At 75.4% G+C, this 21501-nt stretch carries 16 protein-coding genes and 1 other RNA gene; 6 read left to right on the top strand and 11 right to left on the bottom strand.

Annotation, left to right across the window (positions count from 1 at the left end):
* Positions 1-36: 36 nt before the first annotated feature.
* Positions 37-1020: a LysR family transcriptional regulator gene (locus tag IE326_RS16065; protein ID WP_190041846.1), complete on the bottom strand. Its 984-nt coding sequence runs from the start codon at positions 1018-1020 to the stop codon at positions 37-39.
* 83 nt (positions 1021-1103) lie between these two features.
* Between IE326_RS16065 and IE326_RS16060 the strand changes: the two genes are divergently transcribed.
* Entirely contained in the window at positions 1104-2348 is a 1245-nt protein-coding gene (locus tag IE326_RS16060; RefSeq protein ID WP_229915358.1) for an MFS transporter, read from the top strand.
* A gap of 64 nt (positions 2349-2412) precedes the next feature.
* Here the strand turns inward: IE326_RS16060 and ssrA are convergent.
* The 5 genes from ssrA to ftsE all read right to left on the bottom strand — a co-directional run bounded on the left by ssrA (position 2413) and on the right by ftsE (position 6296).
* Positions 2413-2781: a transfer-messenger RNA gene (gene ssrA / locus IE326_RS16055) on the bottom strand.
* A gap of 80 nt (positions 2782-2861) precedes the next feature.
* Positions 2862-3398: an SsrA-binding protein SmpB gene (gene smpB, locus IE326_RS16050; RefSeq protein ID WP_229915357.1), complete on the bottom strand. Its 537-nt coding sequence runs from the start codon at positions 3396-3398 to the stop codon at positions 2862-2864.
* Positions 3399-3416: 18 nt separating this feature from the next.
* Complete coding sequence (locus IE326_RS16045; RefSeq protein ID WP_150228430.1) at positions 3417-4589, bottom strand: S41 family peptidase; 1173 nt, start codon at positions 4587-4589, stop codon at positions 3417-3419.
* 78 nt (positions 4590-4667) lie between these two features.
* Positions 4668-5585 carry a permease-like cell division protein FtsX gene (gene ftsX / locus IE326_RS16040; protein WP_150228431.1) on the bottom strand — a complete coding sequence of 306 codons (918 nt, stop codon included), beginning with the start codon at positions 5583-5585 and terminating at the stop codon, positions 4668-4670.
* 21 nt (positions 5586-5606) lie between these two features.
* Positions 5607-6296 carry a cell division ATP-binding protein FtsE gene (ftsE, locus tag IE326_RS16035; protein ID WP_030753374.1) on the bottom strand — a complete coding sequence of 230 codons (690 nt, stop codon included), beginning with the start codon at positions 6294-6296 and terminating at the stop codon, positions 5607-5609.
* Between the two features lie 238 nt (positions 6297-6534).
* Between ftsE and IE326_RS16030 the strand changes: the two genes are divergently transcribed.
* Positions 6535-6717, top strand: coding sequence for a hypothetical protein (locus tag IE326_RS16030; RefSeq protein ID WP_030753377.1), 183 nt, complete (start codon positions 6535-6537; stop codon positions 6715-6717).
* A 78-nt stretch (positions 6718-6795) separates the two neighbouring features.
* Here the strand turns inward: IE326_RS16030 and IE326_RS16025 are convergent, their stop codons facing one another.
* The 4 genes from IE326_RS16025 to IE326_RS16010 form a co-directional block, all read right to left on the bottom strand.
* The gene (locus tag IE326_RS16025; RefSeq protein ID WP_190041845.1) at positions 6796-7938 is read right to left on the bottom strand and encodes an LPXTG cell wall anchor domain-containing protein; all 1143 of its coding nucleotides are present in this window, start codon (positions 7936-7938) and stop codon (positions 6796-6798) included.
* Between the two features lie 364 nt (positions 7939-8302).
* Entirely contained in the window at positions 8303-9412 is a 1110-nt protein-coding gene (gene prfB, locus IE326_RS16020) for a peptide chain release factor 2 (RefSeq protein ID WP_150228433.1), read from the bottom strand.
* A 75-nt stretch (positions 9413-9487) separates the two neighbouring features.
* Positions 9488-10744, bottom strand: coding sequence for a serine/threonine-protein kinase (locus tag IE326_RS16015; RefSeq protein WP_190041844.1), 1257 nt, complete (start codon positions 10742-10744; stop codon positions 9488-9490).
* 150 nt (positions 10745-10894) lie between these two features.
* The gene (locus IE326_RS16010; RefSeq protein WP_190041843.1) at positions 10895-12661 is read right to left on the bottom strand and encodes a serine/threonine-protein kinase; all 1767 of its coding nucleotides are present in this window, start codon (positions 12659-12661) and stop codon (positions 10895-10897) included.
* 530 nt (positions 12662-13191) lie between these two features.
* On the opposite strand from IE326_RS16010, the gene IE326_RS16005 reads away from it, so the two are divergent.
* Complete coding sequence (locus IE326_RS16005) at positions 13192-17271, top strand: FHA domain-containing protein (protein WP_190041842.1); 4080 nt, start codon at positions 13192-13194, stop codon at positions 17269-17271.
* A gap of 119 nt (positions 17272-17390) precedes the next feature.
* Here the strand turns inward: IE326_RS16005 and IE326_RS16000 are convergent, their stop codons facing one another.
* Positions 17391-18008 (bottom strand): TetR/AcrR family transcriptional regulator, encoded by a 618-nt coding sequence (locus IE326_RS16000; protein WP_190041841.1) that lies wholly within the window; start codon positions 18006-18008, stop codon positions 17391-17393.
* A gap of 305 nt (positions 18009-18313) precedes the next feature.
* Here IE326_RS16000 and IE326_RS15995 point away from each other — a divergent pair, with 305 nt between their 5' ends.
* From IE326_RS15995 to IE326_RS15985, 3 genes are read left to right on the top strand one after another with little or no spacing between them, the layout of a single operon-like run.
* A complete protein-coding gene (locus tag IE326_RS15995) occupies positions 18314-19264 on the top strand; it encodes an ABC transporter permease (RefSeq protein WP_150228438.1) in 951 nt (316 codons plus the stop codon).
* A complete protein-coding gene (locus IE326_RS15990) occupies positions 19257-20024 on the top strand; it encodes an ABC transporter ATP-binding protein (RefSeq protein ID WP_190041840.1) in 768 nt (255 codons plus the stop codon). The genes IE326_RS15995 and IE326_RS15990 overlap by 8 nt, the downstream gene beginning before the upstream one ends.
* Before the next feature lie 35 nt (positions 20025-20059).
* Positions 20060-21448, top strand: a complete 1389-nt coding sequence (locus IE326_RS15985) for a glycosyltransferase 87 family protein (protein ID WP_373310203.1) — start codon at positions 20060-20062, stop codon at positions 21446-21448.
* Positions 21449-21501 lie beyond the last annotated feature (53 nt).

Genomic DNA, 21501 nt, shown 5'->3' with positions numbered 1-21501 from the left:
GCGGTGCCGTGAGGTGACGGCGGCGGAACCTTGCTCTCACCCGGGCGGGCCGGGCCGTGTGAGCGGCAGGCCGGGTTCGTCCTCGGGGAGCCAGGAGCCGGCCGGGCGCTCGTGCCAGCCGCCGGCGCGGGCCAGTTCGGCGGCGGCGGTGCGCAGGGCGTCGAGGGCGGGGTGGCGGGCGCCCTTGCGCCAGACGAGGCTGACGGGCGACAGGGGCACGGGGTCGACGAGGGGGCGGAGGGCGCAGCCGGGCATCGGCGGGAAGCCGACGACGGCGAGCACCGGGTGGCGGTGCTTGGCCATGATCCGCTGGAACTCCTCCTTGCCGACGGCGAGCGGCGCGGGCGGCGAGAGGTGGATGCCCCGGCCGGCGAAGAGCCGGACGGCGAGGTCGGTCCACTCGGGGGTGCGGTCGTTGCCGGCGCCGGCGTAGAGGCGTTCGCCGGCGAGCCGGGCGAGCGGCACCTCGGGGAGGGCGGCGAGCGGGTGGTCCTCGGGCAGGACCACCGCCATCGGCTCGTACCGCACGAACTGCGCGTCGAGCCGGGCCCGCAGGCCGGGCGCGAGCCCGCCGTACCGGCCGAAGGAGGCGTCGAGCCGGCCGGCGAGGATCTCCCGCGCGGCGCCGGTGAGCCCGGACTCGAAGCGGGCCATCAGCTCCTGGTCGGGGGCGAGTTCGCGGGCGCGGCGCAGGACGGCGTCCTGGACGAGGCCGGGGCTGTTGAGGTCGACGAGGAGGGGGCGGGGCGCGGCCCGGAAGGCGTCGCGGAGCGCGTCGTGGGCGTCGAGGACCCGGCGGGCGTACGGGAGGAGCCGTTCGCCGTCCGGGGTGAGGGCCACCTGCCGGGTGGTCCGGGCGAAGAGCTGGGTGCCCGTCTCGCGTTCCAGGCGCCGGATGTCGCGGCTGAGGGCCTGCTGGGCGACGAAGAGCCGGCCGGCGGCGCGGGTGAAGTGCAGTTCCTCGGCGACGGCGGTGAAGGCGCGCAGCAGCCGGGGGTCGATGTCGTACGGTGGGGCCACCGCCGCATTCAACAACACACGTGCGTGAATCGCGACCGTACAGGTGTTGGACGGTCCGGGCGGCCGGGCCGGAGCCTTGACCCATGCCCCAGCACCTCCTCGTCCCCACTCCGGCGGGCCCCGGCCTGGCCCCCCGCTACCGCGAGCGGCCCGCCGCGCTCCCCCGCAACCCCTACCTCCGGCTCTTCGCCCTGCCCGGCACGCGCGCGTTCGCGGCGGGGAACCTCGTCGCGCGGCTGCCGTCGGGGATGTCCGGCGTCAGCACCGTGCTCATGGTGTCGGCGGCGTACGGCTCCTACGCCCTGGCCGGCGCGGTCGCCGCGACCGGTCTGGTGGCGGGCGCGCTGACGGCGCCCTGGGTGGCCCGGCTGGTCGACCGGCGCGGGCAGGCCCGGGTCGCCGTCCCGGCGGCGGCGCTCGCCGCCCTCGGGCAGGTGCTCCTGGCGCTGTGCGTCATGGGCGGGGCGCCGCCCTGGGCGCTGTTCCCGGTGGTGGCGCTGACGGCGACCGCGCCGAACGCGGGCGGCATGTCCCGGGCCCGCTGGGCGCACCTGCTCCGGGGCGACGCGGCGGCGCTGCACACGGCGAACTCCTTCGAGCAGGCCGTGGACGAGCTGTGCTTCATGCTCGGGCCGGTGCTGGCGGCGGTGGTCTGCTCGGCGTTCTTCCCGGAGGCGGGCACGCTGACGGCCGCCGCGCTGCTGCTGGGCGGGGTGCTGCTCTTCGCGGCCCAGCGGTCGACGGAGCCGCCGGTCGTTCCGCACACCTCGGGGGGCTCGCCGCTGCGGCTGCCCGGCACGGTCCCGCTGCTCGCGGTCTTCCTCGCCACGGGCGCGGTCTTCGGCTCGCTGGAGGTGACGGCGCTGGCGTTCGTGGACGGCCCGGTCGCCGGCCCGGTCCTCGCCCTCCAGGCGGCGGGCTCCTGCGCGGCCGGCCTGCTCTACGGCCGGGCCCGCCGGACCGCCTCCCTGCGTCTCTGCCTGGCCGCGATGACGCTGGTGATGACGGCGCCCCTGCTGGCCGCCCGGACGGGCTCCCTCGCGGCCCTCGCGGCCGGCCTGCTGGTGGCGGGCATGGCGACGGCCCCGACGATGGTCACGGGCATGGGCCTGGTCCAGCGCCTGGTCCCGCCCTCCCGGCTCAACGAGGGCATGACCCTGGCCGTGACCGCCCTCCTCGCGGGCGTCGCCACCGGCTCGGCCACCGCCGGCTGGACCGCCGACCACGCCCCGTCCCCGTCCTTCGGCTTCGTCCTCCCGGTGACGGCGGCGGCCCTGGCGCTGCTGCTGTCGCTGCGGACGGACATGACGAAGGCCCGGCGGTCCTGAGGACCGCCGGGCCTTCGCCCACATGGGATGAGGTGTCCGGGAGGTGTGTGGCCTCCCGGGCGCTCGGTGGAGATGGCGGGAATCGAACCCGCGTCCAACGGTGCGGAACCAGGGCTTCTCCGTGTGCAGTCTGGTGCGATTTTCTCAGCCCTCCGAATCACCCAGACAAGTCCGGAACGGGCTCAGTCACTGTTTGATTTCCCTCTTCACCCCGTGACCGGGATCAAGGTTTAGTCCCCTTCATGATGCCAGGATCCGGGTCGGGAACAGCCCCGGGCTGACACTTCGCAAGTCGCTACTTAGGCAGCGAGGGCGAAGGAATCGCGCTTGGTGTTGGCGATTATTGGTTTCGGCGCGTGGTTTACGAGATCATTGCCGCTTCCTCGACACGCTTCCCCTGCTTCGACATCCGCTGTCGAAACCGATCATCCCCATGTTGTGTTTTCAATCCGTGCGCCCTCGGTGGGGTGCGTGGCCCATGGTACGTGACCGGCGGGCCCGGTTGCCAGCGTATTAACGCTCCTGGGCGCGCTGGCGCCGCTTCGCCGCCGCGACGGCGCGGGCGGTCTCGCGGGTGTCCTGCTTCTCCCGCAGCGTCTGGCGCTTGTCGAACTCCTTCTTGCCCTTGGCGAGCGCGATCTCGCACTTCACCCGGCCGCCCAGGAAGTACAGCGCGAGGGGCACGATCGTGTGACCGGTCTCCGACGCCTTCTGCTCCAGCTTGTCGATCTCCGCCCGGTGCAGCAGCAGCTTCCGCTTCCGCTTCGCCGAGTGGTTGGTCCAGCTGCCCTGCATGTACTCGGGCACGTGGATGTTGTACAGCCACGCCTCGTGGCCCTCGATCTGGACGAAGCCGTCCACGAGCGAGGCCCGCCCCATCCGGAGCGACTTCACCTCCGTCCCCATGAGCGCCACGCCCGCCTCGTACGTGTCGAGGATCAGGTAGTCGTGGCGCGCCTTCTTGTTCTGCGCGATGAGCTTGCGCTCCGGCGCCTTGTCGGCTGCCTTCTTCGCAGGCTTGCCCTGCACGTTGACGAGTCCCTTGGCCATAGTGCGGTCATTTTCGCACTACGAGCCCCCTCCGAGGCCACTCAATACCCGGCGGGCCCGGTCCTCCGCCCCCTTCCCGGCCGGCAGGTCGGGGGCGATGCCCCGGCCGTCGACCTCGTGCCCGGCGGGGGTGCGGTAGTGGCCGACGGTCAGCTCGGCGACCGAACCGTCCGGGAGGGTGCTGGGCATCTGCACGGAGCCCTTGCCGAAGGTGTTGGAGCCGACGGTGACCGCCCGGCCCCGGTCCTGGAGCGCCCCGGTGAGGAGCTCGGCCGCGCTCATGGTCCCGCCGTCGACCAGCGCGACCAGCGGCCGGCCGGTGTCGCCGCCCCGCTCCGCGTACAGGGACCGCTGCTCGCCCTCGACGTCGTACGTGGCGACGAGCCCGCCGTCGAGGAAGGCGGAGGCGGCGGAGGCGGCCTCGTCGACCAGCCCGCCGGAGTTCCCCCGCAGGTCCAGCAGGACCCCGGCGCCGGCCGGGGCGGTGCGGACGGCCTCCCGCACCCGGGCGCCGACGCCCTTGCTGAAGGCGCTGACCCGGATGACGACGGTCCGCGCGTCGGGGCGGCTGACGGCGACGGGGTCGGTCGCGAGCCGCTCCCGCCGCAGGGTCTGGGTCCAGGTCATGCCGTCCCGCCGGATCCGCAGGGCCACCGTCGAGCCGGGCCGGCCGTCGCCGCGCAGCAGCGAGACGGCCTCGGAGACGGACAGCCCCTCGGTGGCCCGACCGTCGACGGCGAGCAGCAGGTCCCCGGCCCGCACCCCGTGCCGCCCGGCGGGCCCGTCGGGCCGCACCCGGGCGACCTCGACGCCGCCCTCCGGGGCCGTACGGGCGGCGGAGAGGCCGACGCCGGTGTAGGTGCCGTCGAGGGACTGCTCGAACTCGGCGTACTCCCGCCGGTCGTAGACCGCGCCCCAGCGGTCGCCGCTGCGGCTGACGAACTCCTCGGCGGCCTGCTTTCCCGACTTGCCGTCGGCGACGGCCTCGGCGGCGACCCGGTGCAGGGTCGCCCGGTCGTAGACGGCCCGGTCCCCGCCGCCGGTGCGGGGCTCCGGCCCGGCGGCGTCCTCGCGGGGCAGCGCGCCGGTCGCGGCGGCGGTGGCGAGGACGCCGGCGAAGACGAACGTGAGAACGGCCCCGCGGACGACACCGCGGGGCCGGAGACAGAGGTGCGCGGAGCCGGCCGGCATGGCGCCCACTCTAGGACAAGGTGATGGCGCCCCAGGGGTTTTGACTCCAGGACGCCATCCGCCGTCAGTGGTCTCTTCTCACACCTTCAGGTACTTGCGCAGCGCGATGAAGGCGGCCACGGACGGCATCAGCAGTCCGATGACGATCACCAGCGGCAGCTGGGCGAGGACCACGTCCCAGCCGATGAAGTTCACCAGCGGCATCTGCTCGGCGAGGTTGAGGCCGTGGTCGACGAGGAAGTACCGGCCGGCCACGAGCAGCACGCAGGCGAAGGCGCCGCCGATGAGCCCGGAGAACGCGGCCTCCATGATGAACGGCATCTGGATGTAGAAGCTGGAGGCGCCGACCAGCCGCATGATGCCGGTCTCGCGGCGGCGGCTGAAGGCCGAGACGCGGACCGTGTTGATGATCAGCATCAGCGCGATGACCAGCATCAGGAGCATGAGCGCGACCGCCGCGTAGTTGACGCTGCGCATCATGTTGAAGAGGGTCTCCAGGATGGAGCGCTGGTCCTGCACGGACTCGACGCCGTCCCGGCCGGCGAAGGCGGTGGCGACCACCTTGTACTTCTCCGGGTCCTTCAGCTTCACCCGGAGCGACTCCTGCATCTGGTCCGGGGTGATGACGGAGGCGATGGCGGTGTCGCCGTACTGCTCCTTGTAGTGCGCGAAGGCCTCCTCGGCCTTCTCGTGGATGACGTTCTCCACGATGTCCATCTTCTTCAGATCCGCCTGGATCTGCTCGCGCTGCTGCGTGGTGACGGCGCCCTTGGAGCACTTCGGCGAGGTCGAGGCGTCCGTCTTGTTGCAGAGGAAGATGGAGACGTTGACCTTGTCGTACCAGTAGTCCTTCATCGTCTTGACCTGCTCCTGCATGAGCAGGGCACCGCCGAAGAGGGCCAGCGACAGGGCCACGGAGACGATGACCGCGAAGGTCATCGTCAGGTTGCGCCGGAGACCGACGCCGATCTCGGAGAGCACGAACTGAGCGCGCATGGTGTTCTGGTTCCCCCGCCGTCAGTGCTGGTAGCCGTAGACGCCGCGCGCCTGGTCGCGGACGAGGCGGCCCTTCTCCAGCTCGATGACGCGCTTGCGCATCTGGTCGACGATGTTCTGGTCGTGGGTCGCCATGACGACGGTGGTCCCTGTCCTGTTGATGCGGTCGAGCAGCTTCATGATGCCGACGGAGGTCTGCGGGTCGAGGTTGCCGGTCGGCTCGTCGGCGATCAGCAGCATCGGGCGGTTGACGAACGCGCGGGCGATCGCGACGCGCTGCTGCTCACCACCGGACAGCTCGCCCGGCATGCGGTCCTCCTTGCCGCCCAGGCCGACCAGGTCGAGCACCTGGGGCACGGCCTTGCGGATCTCGCCGCGCGGCTTGCCGATGACCTCCTGCGCGAAGGCCACGTTCTGCGCGACCGTCTTGTTCGGCAGCAGGCGGAAGTCCTGGAAGACGGTGCCGAGCTGGCGCCGCATGTGCGGCACCTTCCAGTTGGACAGCCGGGCGAGGTCCTTGCCGAGGACGTGCACCTGCCCTTGGCTGGTGCGCTCCTCGCGCAGGATCAGACGGAGGAAAGTCGACTTTCCGGAGCCGGACGAACCGACGAGGAAGACGAACTCCCCCTTCTCGATCTCCAGGGAGACATCCCGGAGCGCGGGGCGGTTCTGCTTCGGATAGGACTTGGAGACGTTGTCGAATCGGATCACGGATGCACCACGGTCGGCCGGGAGTAGGTGTGCGTGACCTTACGCGAACCGGGAAGGCCCGCGCAGTCGCGCTCCGGGCTTGCGTGCTTTATCCTTTTTCGTCCTTCCGGGGCGGGGGCGGGGTGTTTGCCACCGGGGCGCGCCGGAAGCCCGTGGAGCTGGCAGAGTGGTAGGGGGAACGTCCGGACGGTGTCGGGCGTTGTCCTGTCGTGAGCCCCGTGCGGGAGGAGGAGAGCGTATGACCTACGACCGACTGGTGTGCGCCAACTGCGCGGCCCCGGTCGCCGAGGGTCGCTGCCCCGTCTGCCGGGCCAGCCGAGAGCGCCTGGAGCCTCAGGGACTGTCCCCCGCGATGGTCCTGACGCTGGTGATCGCCCTGCTGGGCACGCTGGCACTGCTGGCGGCTGTCCGTACGGTGTAGGACGGCACACGAGCCGGAGAGCGGAAAGACGAAGGGCCGGGGAGGAAGCCTCCCCGGCCCTTCCGCGTGCTACGTCACTCAGGCGGCGGCGCCGCGCCCGCCCGCGACCAGGCGCGGCAGGAAGCGGAAGCCGATGCCACCGGCGATCATCGTGGCGGCACCGATGATGAGGAACGAGGTCTCGGCGGCGCCGGTCTCGGCGAGCTCCTCCTTGGCCTCGCCCTGCTGCACCGGCTGCGAGCCGGCCTGCTGGGTGTCGGTGTTGTTGTTCGAACCGGTGGAGCCGGTCGAGCCGTCGGAGCCGGTCGAACCGGTCGAACCGGTCGAACCGCCGCACTCGACGCCCTCGGCGGTCACGGTGCAGTCGCCGGAACCGCCGTCGGAGGAACCGCCGTCGGTGGAGGAACCACCGTTGTCGGAGGAACCGCCGTCGGTGGAGGAGCCGCCGTTGCCGCCGTTCCCGTTGCCGCCGTGGCCGCCGTTGCCACCGTTGCCGTTGCCGGAACCGGAGTCGTTGCCGCCGTTGCCGCCGTTGCCGTTCCCGTTGCCGCCGTTGTCGCTGTTGCCACCGTCGGCCGCGCCACCGTCGGCCGCGCCACCGTCAGCCGCACCGCCGTCAGCGGCGCCACCGTCAGCCGCACCACCATCGGCAGCACCGCCATCGGCCGCGCCACCATCGGCCGCACCGCCGTCAGCGGCACCGCCATCGGCCGCGCCACCATCGGCCGCGCCACCGTCAGCCGCGCCACCATCGGCGGCACCGCCGTCAGCGGCACCACCATCGGCCGCGCCTCCATCAGCGGCGCCACCGTCAGCCGCACCACCATCGGCAGCACCACCGTCAGCGGCACCACCGTCAGCCGCGCCACCATCGGCCGCGCCACCGTCAGCGGCACCGCCGTCAGCGGCACCGCCGTCAGCCGCGCCACCATCGGCCGCGCCGCCGTCAGCAGCACCACCGTCAGCCGCGCCGCCATCGGCCGCGCCACCGTCGGCCGCGCCACCGTCGGTGTTGCCGCCGCCGGAGTCGCCCCCACCCGGGTTGCAGCCGAGCGGGTCCGTCTCGCAGTCGTCCTGCGTGGTCTGGGTGCCGATCTCCACCTCGACCGCGCCGTTCCCGCCGACGGCCTGCGCGGCGCCCGCCGCGGTCAGGGACGCACCGGCGATGATCACGGCACCGGCCGCGACTCGCGCCAGGCGGACTCGCGTCTTGTTGGTCATCTGGTTGCTACCCCCAGTAGCTTCATCTCGTCATGGGGCAGCGCCAGGGGCCCCGGGCACGGGAGGCGACATGGTTACTGGACCTGCCCCCCGTTCACACGCGCCCCAGATATGCGCATGCCATCCAGCCACCCTTCCGAGTTTCCGATGCAGCGTCAAGGCCGTTGCGCGCGCAATGCCCGAAAGATCATCCCTTGCCCGCGATGTGACGATGCAACTGTGACGTAAACCCGGAACTACGGCCTCTGTGGGGGCAGTTCCCTTGTCGACAAAGCGCCCCGATCGCCCGTACACCGCTTGCACCGGCGAACGGACCGGGCCCCGCACGAGAGGTGCGGGGCCCGGAAACGAACGCTGCGGGAGACTACTTGGCCTGCTCCTGCTGCTTGCGCCAGCGGATGCCCGCCTCCAGGAAGCCGTCGATCTCGCCGTCCAGGACGGACTGCGGGTTGCCGACCTCGAACTCCGTCCGGAGGTCCTTGACCATCTGGTACGGGTGGAGGACGTACGACCGCATCTGGTTGCCCCAGGAGCTGCCACTGTCCTTGAGGGCGTCCATCTTGGCCCGCTCCTCCTGGCGCTGGCGCTCCAGGAGCTTGGCCTGGAGGACGTTCATGGCGCTCGCCTTGTTCTGGATCTGGGAGCGCTCGTTCTGGCAGGAGACCACGATGCCGGTCGGGAGGTGCGTGATGCGCACGGCCGAGTCGGTCGTGTTGACGCCCTGGCCGCCGGGGCCGGAGGCGCGGTACACGTCGACGCGCAGGTCGGACTCCTCGATCTCGACGTGGTCCGAGGACTCGACGACGGGGAGGATCTCGACGCCCGCGAAGGAGGTCTGGCGGCGGCCCTGGTTGTCGAAGGGCGAGATGCGCACCAGGCGGTGGGTGCCCTGCTCGACGGAGAGGGTGCCGTAGGCGTACGGCGCCTTGACGACGAAGGTGGTCGACTTGATGCCGGCCTCTTCCGCGTACGAGGTCTCGTAGATCTCGGTCGAGTAGCCGTGGCGCTCGGCCCAGCGCAGGTACATGCGCTGGAGGCGCTCGGCGAAGTCGGAGGCGTCGACGCCGCCGGCCTCGGCCCGGATGTTGACCAGGGCCTCGCGCGCGTCGTACTCGCCGGAGAGGAGGGTGCGGACCTCCATCTCGTCGAGCGCCTTGCGCACGGAGGTGAGCTCGGCCTCGGCCTCGGCGCGGGTGTCCGCGTCGTCCATCTCCTCGGCGAGGTCGAAGAGCACCCCGAGGTCGTCGATGCGGCCGCGCAGCGCCTCGGCCTTGCGGACCTCGGCCTGGAGGTGGGAAAGCTTGCTCGTGATCTTCTGCGCCGCCTCCGGGTCGTCCCAGAGGGACGGGGCCGCGGCCTGCTCTTCGAGCACGGCGATGTCTGCCCTCATCTTGTCGAGGTCCAGGACGGCCTCGATCGACCCCATGGTCGAGGAGAGGGACTTCAGCTCTTCGGATACATCGACGACTGCCACGCGTCCAGCGTAACGGCTCCGGACCGGGAGCCGAACCCGCGACCGCCCGGCCTGTGGACAACCCGCCCCGGGGGGTTACGGCTGCTGCGCCGGCTGCGAGGCCGGGCGGGAGTCCTGGGGCGGGGCCGCGTCGTCCCCGGCGAGCGCCAGATAGCCGCCGGCGCCGAGCGCCCCCACCGCCACGACGGCCGCGATGCCGAGGGTGATGCGGCGCTTGCGGACGGCCCCGGCCTTGTTGCGGGCCGAGCCGGGCCGGCGGGCGCCGGCCGGGCGGGGGGCGCGGGCGGTGCCGTGCGGGCCGCCGGACAACTCCTCGGGGCCGGGCACCCGCATGGAGGTGTGGGTGTCGCGGTGGGAGTCGGCGGAGGCGCCGGGCACCAGCGGGACGGCCGCGCGGCGGCGGCCGGTGTCGGTGGCGCCGGCGGAGGCGGCGTACGCGGCGTCCTCCTGCGGCTCCGGGGGCGCGGCGGGCTCGGCGTCGGGCTCGTCCACGTCCAGCGGCGGGATGCCCTTGAGGAGCGGGAGGACGTCGGCGAGGCGGGCGGCCAGCTCGGAGGCGCGCAGCCGGGAGGCGGGCGCCTTGGCGAGGCACTGGACCATCAGCTGCCACAGCTCCTCGGGGATGCCGGGGAGCGGGACGACGGTCTCGGTGACGTGGCGGCGCAGGACGGCGCCGGGGTGGCCGCCGCCGAACGGGGTGAAGCCGGCCAGCAGCTCGTACAGGACGGTGGCGAGGGCGTAGATGTCGACGGCGGCGCGCGGCGGCAGGCCCTCGACGATCTCGGGGGCGAGGTAGTCGGGGGTGCCGATGATCCGGGTGGCCTTGGTGCGGCCGGGGGTGTCGATGAGTTTGGCGACGCCGAAGTCGGTGAGGAGGGCGGGGTGGGCGCCGCCGGGGCCGAGCGGGCCCTCCATGTCGAGGAGGATGTTCTCCGGCTTCACGTCCCGGTGGACGACGCCGGCGGCGTGCGCGGCGGCCAGGCCCTCGGCGACGTCCTTGATGATCGCGACGGCCGCCTCGGGGGCGAGGCGGCGCTCGCGGTCGAGGCGGGTGCGCAGGTCGGTGCCGCGGACCAGGTCCATGACGAGGGCCAGGTCGTTGCCGTCGACGACGAGGTCGCGGACCTTGACCACGCGCGGGTGGTCAAGGCCGAGCAGGGCGGTGCGCTCCTGCACGAAGCGGCCGACGAGTTCCTGGTCGGAGGCCAGGTCCTCGCGCAGCAGTTTGACGGCGACGGGGCCTTCGGGCCCCTCGCCGAGCCACACCGTTCCGGCGCTGCCCCGCCCGAGGATCTGGTGGGTGGTGTAGCGGCTGCCGATGTTCCGTGCCAAGACTGCTCCCTCAGCGGCTGCGGTTCGCGTCAAAGTTACGCGTCCCGGGCCGCCGGACGTCACTTCCGGAGCGAAATCACCCTCCGGAAGTCGATAAATCGGCGATACGACCGCCCGAACGCGGTCGTACCGCCCCTCCGCCGGCCCGCGCTACTGGCCGGTGCCGCCCGACCCGGTGCCGCCCGAGCCGGTGGCCTCCCCGATGGTGGAGATCCAGTCGCTGACGGTGGAGATGCCGTCGCCGATGGCCTCCCAGTAGCCCTTGCCCTGGGCGATCCAGTCCTGGAGCGGGGTGAGCTCCCAGACCAGCCAGCCGCCCACCACGAAGAGGACGATCATGACCAGGCAGCCCTTGAGGCAGCCGAGGCCGGGGATCCGCACCGGGTTGGCGCTGCGCCGGCGCGGCTCGCGCGGGGCCGGGGCGGGCGGCTGCGGCTGCTGGGGCTGCTGCGGCGGCGCGTACTGCTGCGGCGGGGGCGCGTAATGCTGCGGGGCGGGCTGCTGCTGCCGGTACTGCTGCGGCGCGGGCTGCTGGGGCGCCGGGCGCTGCTGCTGGTACGGCGGTTGCTGCTGCGGCTGCTGGTGGCCCGGGGACTGCTGCCGGTACTGCTGCGGCGGGGGGCCCTGCTGGTAGGGCGGGGCCTGCGGCGGCTGCTGGGGCTGCTGCGGGCGGCGCGCGGGGCGGCGGCGCAGCGGGTCCTCGCTGGGGTCCAGGTACTGCACCTGGGTCTGGTCGTTGCGGTCGCGGGCCGCGCGGAGCTGGGTCTGCCAGGGGTGCGGGTCCTCCGCCGGCGGGTTCGGCGGCATGGCCGGCATGACGGCGGTCGGGTCCGCGGCGCCCGCGGGGCCGCCCGTCGGCAGCACGGTGGTGGGGTCGGCGGAGCCGGCCGGGCCGCTCGTGGGCAGGACGCTGGTGGCGGCGGCCGGGTCGAACCGCCCGCCGGCGCCGGCGGGCAGCACCTGCGTGGGGTCCGCCGCGCCGGGGGCCTGCGGGACCTGGGCCGGGTCGGGGTCCGGGGCGAGGAGGGCGCCGACGCCCTCGGCGGCCTCGATCTGGGCGGGCGAGGAGTGCACGCCGATGCCGGCGGCGACCGTGCGCAGGCCGCGCGCCAGGTTCACGGCGCTGGGGCGCCGGTCGGGGTCCTTGCTGAGGCAGCGCTCGATGACCGTCCACAGCGGGGCGGGCACGGTGGAGGGACGGCGGGGCTCCTCGCTGAGGTGCATGTGGAGCACTTCGAGCGCGGTGCCGCCGGCGAACGGCGGACGGCCGGTGACCAGCTCGTACAGGAGGATGCCGGCGCCGTAGACGTCGACGGCGGAGGTCTGCGGACGGCCCTCGGCGGACTCCGGCGCCACGTACGCGGGCGTGCCGACGAACTCGTGGGTGCGGGTGAGGCCCGGGGAGTCGGCGAGCCGCGCGATGCCGAAGTCGGTCAGCATCGGGTGCATGGCGCCGTCGCGCTCGGCCAGCAGCACGTTGGCCGGCTTGAGGTCGCGGTGGACGACGCCGTCGGCGTGGCTGGCGGCGAGGGCGTCGGCGATCTGCGCGGTGAGCAGGGCGGCGGCGACCGGGGTCAGCGGGCCGCTCTCCCGGAGGTAGCGGTGCAGGTCGGGGCCCTCGACGAGGTCCATGACCAGGGCGAGGACGTCGCCCTCGACGACCAGGTCGCGGGTGCGCACGATGTTCGGGTGCGTGAGCCGCAGGAGGACGGACCGCTCGCGCAGGAAGCGCATCACGATGTCCGCGTCGTTGGCCAGCTCCTCCTTGAGGACCTTGATCGCGACGGTCTCGCCGGGCTGGCCGGGAACGGCCGCCTCGGCGCCCGCCGTCTCCCGCTGGCGGGCTCGCCAGACGGTGCCCGTGGCGCCGCGGCCGAGCGGCTCCTCGAGCAGGTACTTGCTGCCGATTGGCCGCACGTCACGCGCTCCCTGCTGATCGTGGCCCCGGGTGGTGCCGCTCGGCGTACCGAGCCGGGGCCCCGGAGGTCCTGTCGTCTCTCTGTTCTGACCCGTCCGGGTGTCCGACCCACTCTAGTGCCGCCGAACGGGTCACAGGCCGGTCGTCCACAGGCGGATTCCCGCTGACGCGTGCGCCGCGCGGCGGGCCGGCGGGAGTCCTCCGGCGGGGCCGGGGTTCCGTCCGAACTTGTCCGGAAGAAGACGCTCCTCCGGCCGGGATGGTTGCCGCACCGGCCCCGCGACCCCGCCCGACCCGGCGTTTTCGCGTCACGCCCGGCGGCCCCGGCGGAACTTCCAAGATCACTTCGGGGTGACCCGGCGGCGGGCTGTCCGCGGCAGGTGCGAGGATGCCTCCAGCACGTCGCACCGGTGGGGTCGGGAGCCCCCGCGCCGTGCCGACCTGTACCGGGCGACGCGTCCGTGCCGGGTGGGGGAGACACCGGGCGGCCCCCTGCCGGCACCTCGCGCAGAAGGGACCGCTGACGGCGATGCAGATCCGGCTGACCGTCCTCGCGCCGCACGCCGGCCACGGCGCCGGCCGTGCCTGCGACGTGCTCGTCACCGCCCCCGCGGGCACCGCGCTGTCCGCCGTGGCCTCGAACCTCGCCGCCGCCGTCGCCGGCCCCGACCCGGCCGGCACGGGCGCCCCCGTGCTGTACGCGGGCGCGGAGCGGCTCGACGCCCGCCGGTGCGTGCTGGGCGAGCCGCCGCTGGTCGACGGGGCGGTCCTGGCGCTCCAGGCGCCCGCCCCGGACGACCGTACCGATCTCGCCACCGCCGCCTCCGCCGCCCGGCTGCACGTGGTCGCGGGCCCGGACGCGGGCGGGGTGCACCTGCTGCACGGCGGGGCGATCAGGATCGGCCGGTCCGTCGAGGCGGACGTGCCGCTGGACGACCCGGACGTCTCCCGCTCCCACTGCACGGTGACCGTCGCCGAGGACGGCCGGGTCACCGTCGCCGACCTCGGGTCGACGAACGGCACGACGCTCGACGGCGCCCCCGTGGGCGCCCGCCCGGTCCGGCTGCGCCCCGGCTCCCTGCTGCGCCTCGGCGAGTCCACCCTGCGCCTCGCCGTCCCCGCCGACGACCCGGCGGACGCCGGCGCGCTGCCCACGGCCCCCGACGGCGAGGGCCACCTCCGCGTCCCCCCGCCCGGCTCCGCCGCCGCGCCCGACGCCCCGGCGCACACCGCGCGGCCCGGCACGGGCGCGTGGCCCGCCGGAACCCCGGGCGGCCCGGCCGGACCGGACCCCTGGCCCGGCCGGGGCCCCGAGACGCACGGCGGCGCCCAGGGAGTGCCGCTCGCCGACGCCCGGCCGGCCGCCGGGCACGCGCGAGGCGCCGGGGACGGTGCCGGTGACGGGGGCGAGGCGCACAGCCGGGTCCGTACGGGTGCCGAGGGCGCCGATCCGGCCACCCGCAGGGCCGGCCGGCGCGGGCTCGGCGCCTGGGCCCGGCGGCTCGCGGGCGGCCGGGAGGCGGAGCCCGCGCCGGGTGCCCTCCCCGCCCCGGCGGCCACGGAGGCGCCCGGTGCCGACGCGTCCGCCGCCGCGCCCGACACCTGGCCCGACCCGGCCGCCGTGCTGCTCACCGCGCTCGGCCCCGGCCCCCGGCTGTGGGAGCGGGCCCCCGGGCACCCCGAGTCCCTCGTCGTCCGGCTCGGCACCTCCGACCGGGCCGAGCTGTCCGGGGTGCCCGTGACCGTCGCGCTGCGCGAGGCCGGTTCGCTGGGCCTGGCGGGCCCCGCCGACCGGCTGGCGGGCCTGGCCCGGTCCGTGGTGGCCCAGCTGGCCGCCCTGCACTCCCCCGCCGACCTGGAGATCGTCCTCGTCAGCGCCGACCGCAACCGCCCCGTGGAGGAGCGGCGGCGCGCCTGGGGCTGGCTGGGCTGGCTGCCGCACGTGCGGCCCGCGCACGGCCAGGACTGCCGGCTGCTCCTCGCGTACGACCGCGAGCAGGCGCAGGCCCGTACGGCGGAGCTGACCCGGCGCCTGGACGACGGCCCGCTCGGGCCCGGCTGGGCCAGCGCGGACCGGGCGGCGGTCGCGGAGGCCGCCGCGCGGTACGCGGGTCCCGCGACGGTCGTCGTCGTGGACGGCGACCCGGGCACGGCGGCGCTGCGCGAGACGGTGGCGCGGCTCGCCGGGGCGGGCGCGGCGGCCGGCATCCACCTGGTCTGTCTGGCCGAGGCCCCCGCGGCCTCTCCCGCGTCGCCGGTGGCCGCGACCTACGAGGCGGCCTGCGCGGCCTCCCTGGCCTTCCGCGAGTGCGGGGCCGCCGCCCTGCTCAGCGGGGACGTGGCGACGGCGCTGCGGCTGCTGCGGAGCTCCGGCGGGAGGGTCGCGGGCCACGGCACGGTCGGGGTCGTGGACGCGGTCTCGCTCGCCTGGGCGGAGCGCTTCGGGCGGGCCCTCGCCCCCCTGCGGACGGACACGGCGTCCGCCGCCCCCGGGCGGGCGGCCGCGCTGCCGCCGTCCTCCCGGCTCCTCGACGAGCTGGGCCTGGCGCGGGCCACTCCCGCTTCCCTGATGGCCCGCTGGGCGTCGGCCGGGGAGGGCACGGCCGTCCTCGGGGCGGGCCCGCGCGGCCCGCTCGCCGTCGACCTCACGGCGGAGGGCCCGCACCTGCTGATCGAGGGCCCGGCGGGCAGCGGCCGCACGGAGCTGCTGCGCGCGGTCGCCGCCTCCCTCGCGGCCGGCGGCCGACCGGACCGGCTGGGCCTGCTCCTGGTGGACGGCGCGGGCGGCGAGCGCGGCGAGGGCCTCGCGGCCTGTACGGAGCTGCCGCACGTCACCGAGCACCTGGTGGCCTCGGACCCGGTCCGGATGCGGGAGTTCGCCCAGGCGCTGGGTGCGGAGCTGAAGCGCCGCGCGGAGCTGCTCGGGGACGCGGACTTCGCGGACCGGCGGCCCGCGCGCGCGGTGGTGGGCCAGCGGACGCCGAGCGCCGCCGAGGCGGTGCCGCAGGGCGTCCGCGCGTCCGTCCGGCTCCCGGACCGGTCGGACCTCGGGGACCGTCCGAGCGGCCGGACGCTGCGCACGGGCGCGGGCGCGGTGGGCGACAGCCCGTCGGCCGCCGAGCGCTCCCGGACCGCCTACCAGGGCGCGGACGACCTCGTGGACCGTCCGAGCGGACGCGTGCCCCGTCCGGCGCGCGAGTCCGACGAGCTGCCGGACACCCCCGGCGACCGCCTCGGCGGCCGGGCCCGCGTGGGCGACCTCCCGGCGGCCTTCCACACCCGCGCGGGCACGCGCACGCCCGCCGCCGACCTCCCCGTCCGCCCCGGCGGCCGCACCCTCCGCACCGACCCCCCGGGCGCCGAGGACCTCCCCCGCACGAGCAGCACCCGCAGCAGCCGCACCTCCCGCCCCGACGACACCGACGTGACCGGCGCCCCGAGCGGCCGCACGCCGTACCCGGGCGCGGGGGACGTGACCGGCGGGGCGAGCGGCCGTACCCCGTACCCCGGCGCCGGGAACGTGACCGCCGCGGCCGGCGGCCGTACGCCGTACCCGAACGCCGGGAACGTGACCGGCGGGGCGAGCGGCCGAATCCCGCACCCGGGCGCCGGGGACGTGGGCGGCGGGGCGAGCGGCCGTACGGCGTACCCGGGTGCCGGGGACGCCGCCGGCGGGAGCGGGCGGCGCGGGGCCTATCCCGGGACCGAGGACGTGACGGGGAACAGCAGCGCGCGTACGCCCCATCCGGGCAGGACGGGGGCCGGGGACGCGCGGGCGCGGCGGGCCGGGGCCGGGGACCTCGGGGGGAGCGGGAGCGGCCGGACCGGGTACCCGGCGGACTCCGCGCAGCCGGCGGACGACGCCTCCGGGCGGATCCCGCACCCCGCCGTCTCCGGGGACGTCCCCCCTCCGCCCGGAGGGCGGCTCGGGGGGCGTTCGGCCGGGGACCTGGGCGAGCGGCCCAGCAGCCGGACGCTCCGCGCGGACGACGGGGCCGGGCCGGTCGCCGACCGGGGCACCGCGCGCGTGCCGCGGCCGGTGAGCGAGGAGGACCACCTCCCGCGGACCGCCGCCGGGCGGGTCCCGCTGCCGCGGCTCGTCGTGCTGGTCGACGACTTCGACGCCCTCGTCGCCCCCGCACTCGGCGCGCCGGGCCGGCCCGCCGCCGGGTCCGTCGTCCGGGTCCTGGAGACGATCGCGCGGCACGGGGAGCGGCTCGGGGTGCACCTGGTCGCGGCCTCCGCCCGCCCGGACCGGACCGCCGACACGGACCTGGCGCACGGCGCCCGGCTCCGCGTGGTGCTGGACGCGCCGCCGGGCACGCCCGGGCCCGACGTCCCGGCGCCCGGCCGGGGGCGGCTGGGGCATCCGGACGGGCGGGTGACGCCGTTCCAGGCGGGCCGGGTCACCGGCCGGATCCCCCGGACGGCGACGCTCCGGCCGACCGTCGTCCCGCTGGAGTGGGAGCGGATGGGCGATCCGCCCGCCCGCCGCCCGGTCCGCGAGCTGGGCAACGGCCCGACGGACCTGGCGCTGCTCGCGAGCGCGCTCGACCGGGCCGCCCGGTCGGTCGACGCCGCCCCGGTCCCCCCGCTCACCCACGCCTGACGCGCCCCCGGCCCCCGGCAGCTCCTCCGAGGACCTGCCGGGGGCTTTTCCCTGACCTGTCGGCCCCTCCCGGCCCGTCAGAAACCGGGCGCCGGAAGCCGGGCGCCAGGAGCTGAGCGTCAGGGGCTGAGCGTGCGGAGGCCCGCGACGGCCGCGCGGGTGAGCTCGTCCACGTACCCCTTCGGGAGTTCCGTACGGGCGACGACCAGGCGCCAGTAGAGGGGGCCCACGAGGAGGTCGAGGGCGCGGGCGGGGTCGGTGCCCTCGGGGAGCTCGCCTCGGGCGACGGCCTCGCGGACGATCTGGGCGACGACGCCCTCCTTGCCGTCGAGTCCGTCGAGGAGCGCGGTGCGGACCGGTTCGGCGATCTCGGGCTGCCGGGCGGCCTCGACGAGCAGTTCGGGGATGACCTGCGAGGCGATCGGGTGCCGCAGGGCGTGCGAGGCGACGGTGAGGAGGGCCCGTACGTCCCCTTCCAGGGAGCCGGTGGCGGGCGCGGGGAGGCCCTGCGCGGCGACGGCGCCGACGAGGTCGAGGACGAGGGCGAGCTTGGACTTCCAGCGCCGGTAGACGGCGGTCTTCCCGACGCCCGCGCGGCGCGCGATGCCCTCGATGGACATCCGGGCGAAGCCGACGGCGGCCAGTTCCTCGAAGACGGCGGCGCGGATGGCCTCGGTGACGTCCTCGCGGAGCACGGCGGCTCCGGCGGGGGCGCGACGGGGCGTGGGGGTGCTCATGGACGGCATCCTAACCAGCGGCCACGACACGACGAGACGGTTGCGTTCCGACGTCGTGCGTCCTAACCTCCCCGTAGCGACGATACGGACCCGTCCCGACGTAAAGGCTCCAGCGCGCCGGTCCCGACGCGAAGGCTCCGGCGCGCCGATTCCGGCGTGACGGTTCCGATGCGCCGACCCTGCCGTGCCGGCCCTGACGCGTCGGGGCCGACGCACCGGCCCCGGCGCACCGGCCCCGCACGGCCGCCCCGCGCCCGTACCGCCGGCTCCGACCCCCCGCGCCCCTCCGCCGAAAGCGCCCGCACGTGACCCTGACACTGCCCCCGCCGCCGACCGCGACCCCCGCCCGGCCGGCCGGCCCGCCCCCGGCCGGCCGCCGCGCCCCCGACGAGGACCTCGCGGCCCTCGCCCGCCGGCACGGCCTCTCCGTCAGCGGCGCCCGGCCGCCGCTGACCGCCTACGTCCGCGGCCTCTGGTCCCGCCGCGACTTCATCGCCGCCTTCGCGACGGCCCGGCTGACGGCGCAGTACAGCCAGGCCCGGCTCGGCCAGCTGTGGCAGCTCATGACGCCGCTGCTCAACGCGGCCGTGTACTACCTGATGTTCGGCATCCTGATGAACGCCCAGCACGGCGTCCCGGACTACCTCCCCTTCCTCCTGACCGGCGTCTTCGTGTGGACCTTCACCGCCAACACGCTCACCGCCGGCACCCGCGCGATCAGCGGCAACCTCGGCCTGGTCCGCGCCCTGCACTTCCCGCGCGCGAGCCTGCCCCTCTCGCTCGCGCTGCTCCAGCTCCAGCAGCTGCTGCTCTCGCTCGCCGCGCTCGTCGTGCTGCTTTTCTGCTTCGGGGAGTTCCCCACCTGGAGCTGGCTGCTCGCCGTGCCGGCGATCCTGCTCCAGACGCTCTTCAGCGCCGGCGTCTCGCTCGCGCTCGCCCGGCTCGCCGCCCGCACCCCGGACATCAGCCAGCTGATGCCCTTCGTGCTGCGCACCTGGATGTACGTCTCGGGCGTGATGTGGTCGTTCTCCTCCATGGCGGCGAGCGGCCGGTTCCCGGACTGGGTGGTCCTGGCCCTCCGGTGCAATCCGGCGGCGGTCTACATCGACCTCGTCCGCTTCGCGCTCGTCCGCAGCTTCACCGCGGAGCAGCTCCCGCCGCACGTGTGGGCGCTGGCCGCGGGCTGGGCGCTGCTCGCCTTCGCGGGCGGCTTCGTGTGGTTCTGGAAGGCAGAGGAGACGTACGGCCGTGGCTGACCCCGGAGCGGGAGCGGCGGCCCCCGGCGCCCCCACCGTCATCGCCGACGCCGTCCACATCGCCTACACCGTGCCGACCGGCCCCGGCACCCACCGCCGGGTGCACGCGGTGAGGGGCGTCGGCTTCGTCGCCCGGCGCGGCGAGTCGATCGGCCTGATCGGTTCGAACGGATCGGGGAAATCGACCCTCCTGAAGGCCATCGCGGGTCTCCAGCAGACCGAGAGCGGCCGCGTCTACACCCGTGGCCGCCCCGCCCTCCTCGGCGTCGACGCGGCCCTGATGGGCGACCTGTCCGGGGAGCGGAACGTGATCCTCGGCGGGCTCGCCATGGGCATGAGCCGGTCCGGGATCGCGTCCCGCTACGAGGGGATCGTCGACTTCTCCGGGCTGCCCGACGGCCGCGACGGCCGCGAGAACGCCCTGGCCAGACCCATGCGGACGTACTCCTCCGGCATGGCCGCCCGGCTGCGCTTCGCCATCGCCGCGACCGCGCGGAGCCACGACGTGCTCCTCGTCGACGAGGCCCTGGCCACCGGGGACGCCCGCTTCCAGCGCCGCAGCCGCCGCCGGATCGACGAGCTGCGGGCCGCGGCGGGCACGGTCTTCCTCGTCGCCCACTCGCACGCGACCATCCGGGAGACCTGCGACCGGGCGCTCTGGCTGGAGGCGGGGACGCTGCGGATGGACGGTCCGGCGGAGGAGGTGACGGCGGCGTACGAGGAGTTCACCAGGACGGGCGCCACCCCGCCCGACGAATAAGACATAAGCCGCACATCAGACCTAAGGTCGGAGGCGTGACGACGCCCGATCACCCCCACGCCTCCGATCACCCCCACGCCCCCGGCCGCTCCCGCCCCTCCGACCACGCCCCTGCCGCCGACCCCCCTCACGCCACCGACCGCCCTCCCTCCCCCGCCTCCCCGGCCCCCACCTCCCTCACCCGCTCGCCCTTCGAGTCGGACACCTTCACGTCCGCCACCTTCGTCACCGTCGGGCGCGGCCCCGCCCTCGCCCTCGCCGCCGTCTGGCTGGTCACCCGCCTGGGCATGCTGGTGCTGCTCGCCTCGGACAGCCTCGGGATCGGCGGGGTCGGCCAGGAGGTCCAGCTCCTCTACCGGTACTGGTACGGCCAGTTCGCCGACGGCACCTTCCCGCCCGCCGACCCGACCTGGCAGTACCCGCCCGGCGCCGGCCTGGTGATCATGGCGCCGGGGCTGCTGACGCCCTGGCTCGGCTACGCCCAGGCGTTCGTCGTCCTCACCCTGCTCGCCGACGCCGCCGTCACCCTCGGCCTGGCCCTCGCCGACCGCTCCCGGCTCACCCACGGCGCCTGGTACTGGGTCTGCGCCCTGCCGCTCCTCCTGCACCTGCCGCTCGCCCGGTACGACGTCCAGGCCACCGCCCTCGCCGTCCTCGCCCTCCTCGCGCTCAAGGGCCGCTCCCCCGCCGCCCACCGGCTCGGCGGGGTGCTCGCCGGGCTCGGCGCGATGGTCAAGGTGTGGCCCGCCCTCGCCCTGATCGGCACCCCCCGGGGCCGCACCACCCGCGAGGCGTGGACGGCCGCCGCCGTCACCGCCGCCACCCTCCTCGCCGTGCTCGCGCTCTTCTTCTCCGACTCGCTCGGCTTCCTGCACCGGCAGGGCGCCCGGGGCATCCAGATCGAGTCGCTGGGCGGCACCGCGCTCGCGCTGGGCCGCGCGGCCGGGCTGTGGCCGGGGACGGTGGAGATCCGCTACGGGGCGTACGAGTACGTCGGCCCGTACGTCTCCACCCTCGGCCACCTCTTCCTGCTGTTCACCGTCGCCGCCCTCCTCTGGCTGGTGCTGTGGCGGCTCCGGGCCCGCCGCTGGACCGCGGCGACCCCGCTCGACGCGGCCCTCGCCGCGACCCTCCTGCTCACCGTCACCAGCCGGGTGATCAGCCCCCAGTACCTGATCTGGCTGCTCGGCCTCGCCGCCGTCTGCCTGACCTCGCGCCGCACCGTGATGCGGCCGGTGGCGCTGCTCCTGCTCCCCGCGGCGGCCCTCAGCTCGCTCGCGTACCCCGTCCTCTACGCCGACGTCGTCACCGGCACCCCCGCCGGCGTGGCCGTGCTCGTCCTCCGCAACGCCCTCCTGCTCGCCGCGGCCGCCGTCGCCGCCCGCCGCCTGTGGACCGCCACGGTCTCCCCCGTACGCGCATAGCCCCCGGGAACGGGCAAGGGCCCCGCCGGACGGAGAACGTCCGGCGGGGCCCC

It is taken from the genome of Streptomyces filamentosus, assembly GCF_014654895.1.
In the GTDB taxonomy this organism is placed as follows: Bacteria; Actinomycetota; Actinomycetes; order Streptomycetales; family Streptomycetaceae; genus Streptomyces; species Streptomyces filamentosus.
This window is presented reverse-complemented; position numbering and strand designations above follow the sequence as displayed.

Coding starts and splice junctions, on each gene's coding strand:
- IE326_RS16060 (WP_229915358.1), top strand. CDS start 1,104: ATGCCCCAGCACCTCCTCGTCCCCACTCCGGCGGGCCCCGGCCTGGCC.
- smpB (WP_229915357.1), bottom strand. CDS start 3,398: ATGGCCAAGGGACTCGTCAACGTGCAGGGCAAGCCTGCGAAGAAGGCA.
- IE326_RS16045 (WP_150228430.1), bottom strand. CDS start 4,589: ATGCCGGCCGGCTCCGCGCACCTCTGTCTCCGGCCCCGCGGTGTCGTC.
- ftsX (WP_150228431.1), bottom strand. CDS start 5,585: ATGCGCGCTCAGTTCGTGCTCTCCGAGATCGGCGTCGGTCTCCGGCGC.
- IE326_RS16030 (WP_030753377.1), top strand. CDS start 6,535: ATGACCTACGACCGACTGGTGTGCGCCAACTGCGCGGCCCCGGTCGCC.
- IE326_RS16025 (WP_190041845.1), bottom strand. CDS start 7,938: ATGACCAACAAGACGCGAGTCCGCCTGGCGCGAGTCGCGGCCGGTGCC.
- IE326_RS16005 (WP_190041842.1), top strand. CDS start 13,192: ATGCAGATCCGGCTGACCGTCCTCGCGCCGCACGCCGGCCACGGCGCC.
- IE326_RS16000 (WP_190041841.1), bottom strand. CDS start 18,008: ATGAGCACCCCCACGCCCCGTCGCGCCCCCGCCGGAGCCGCCGTGCTC.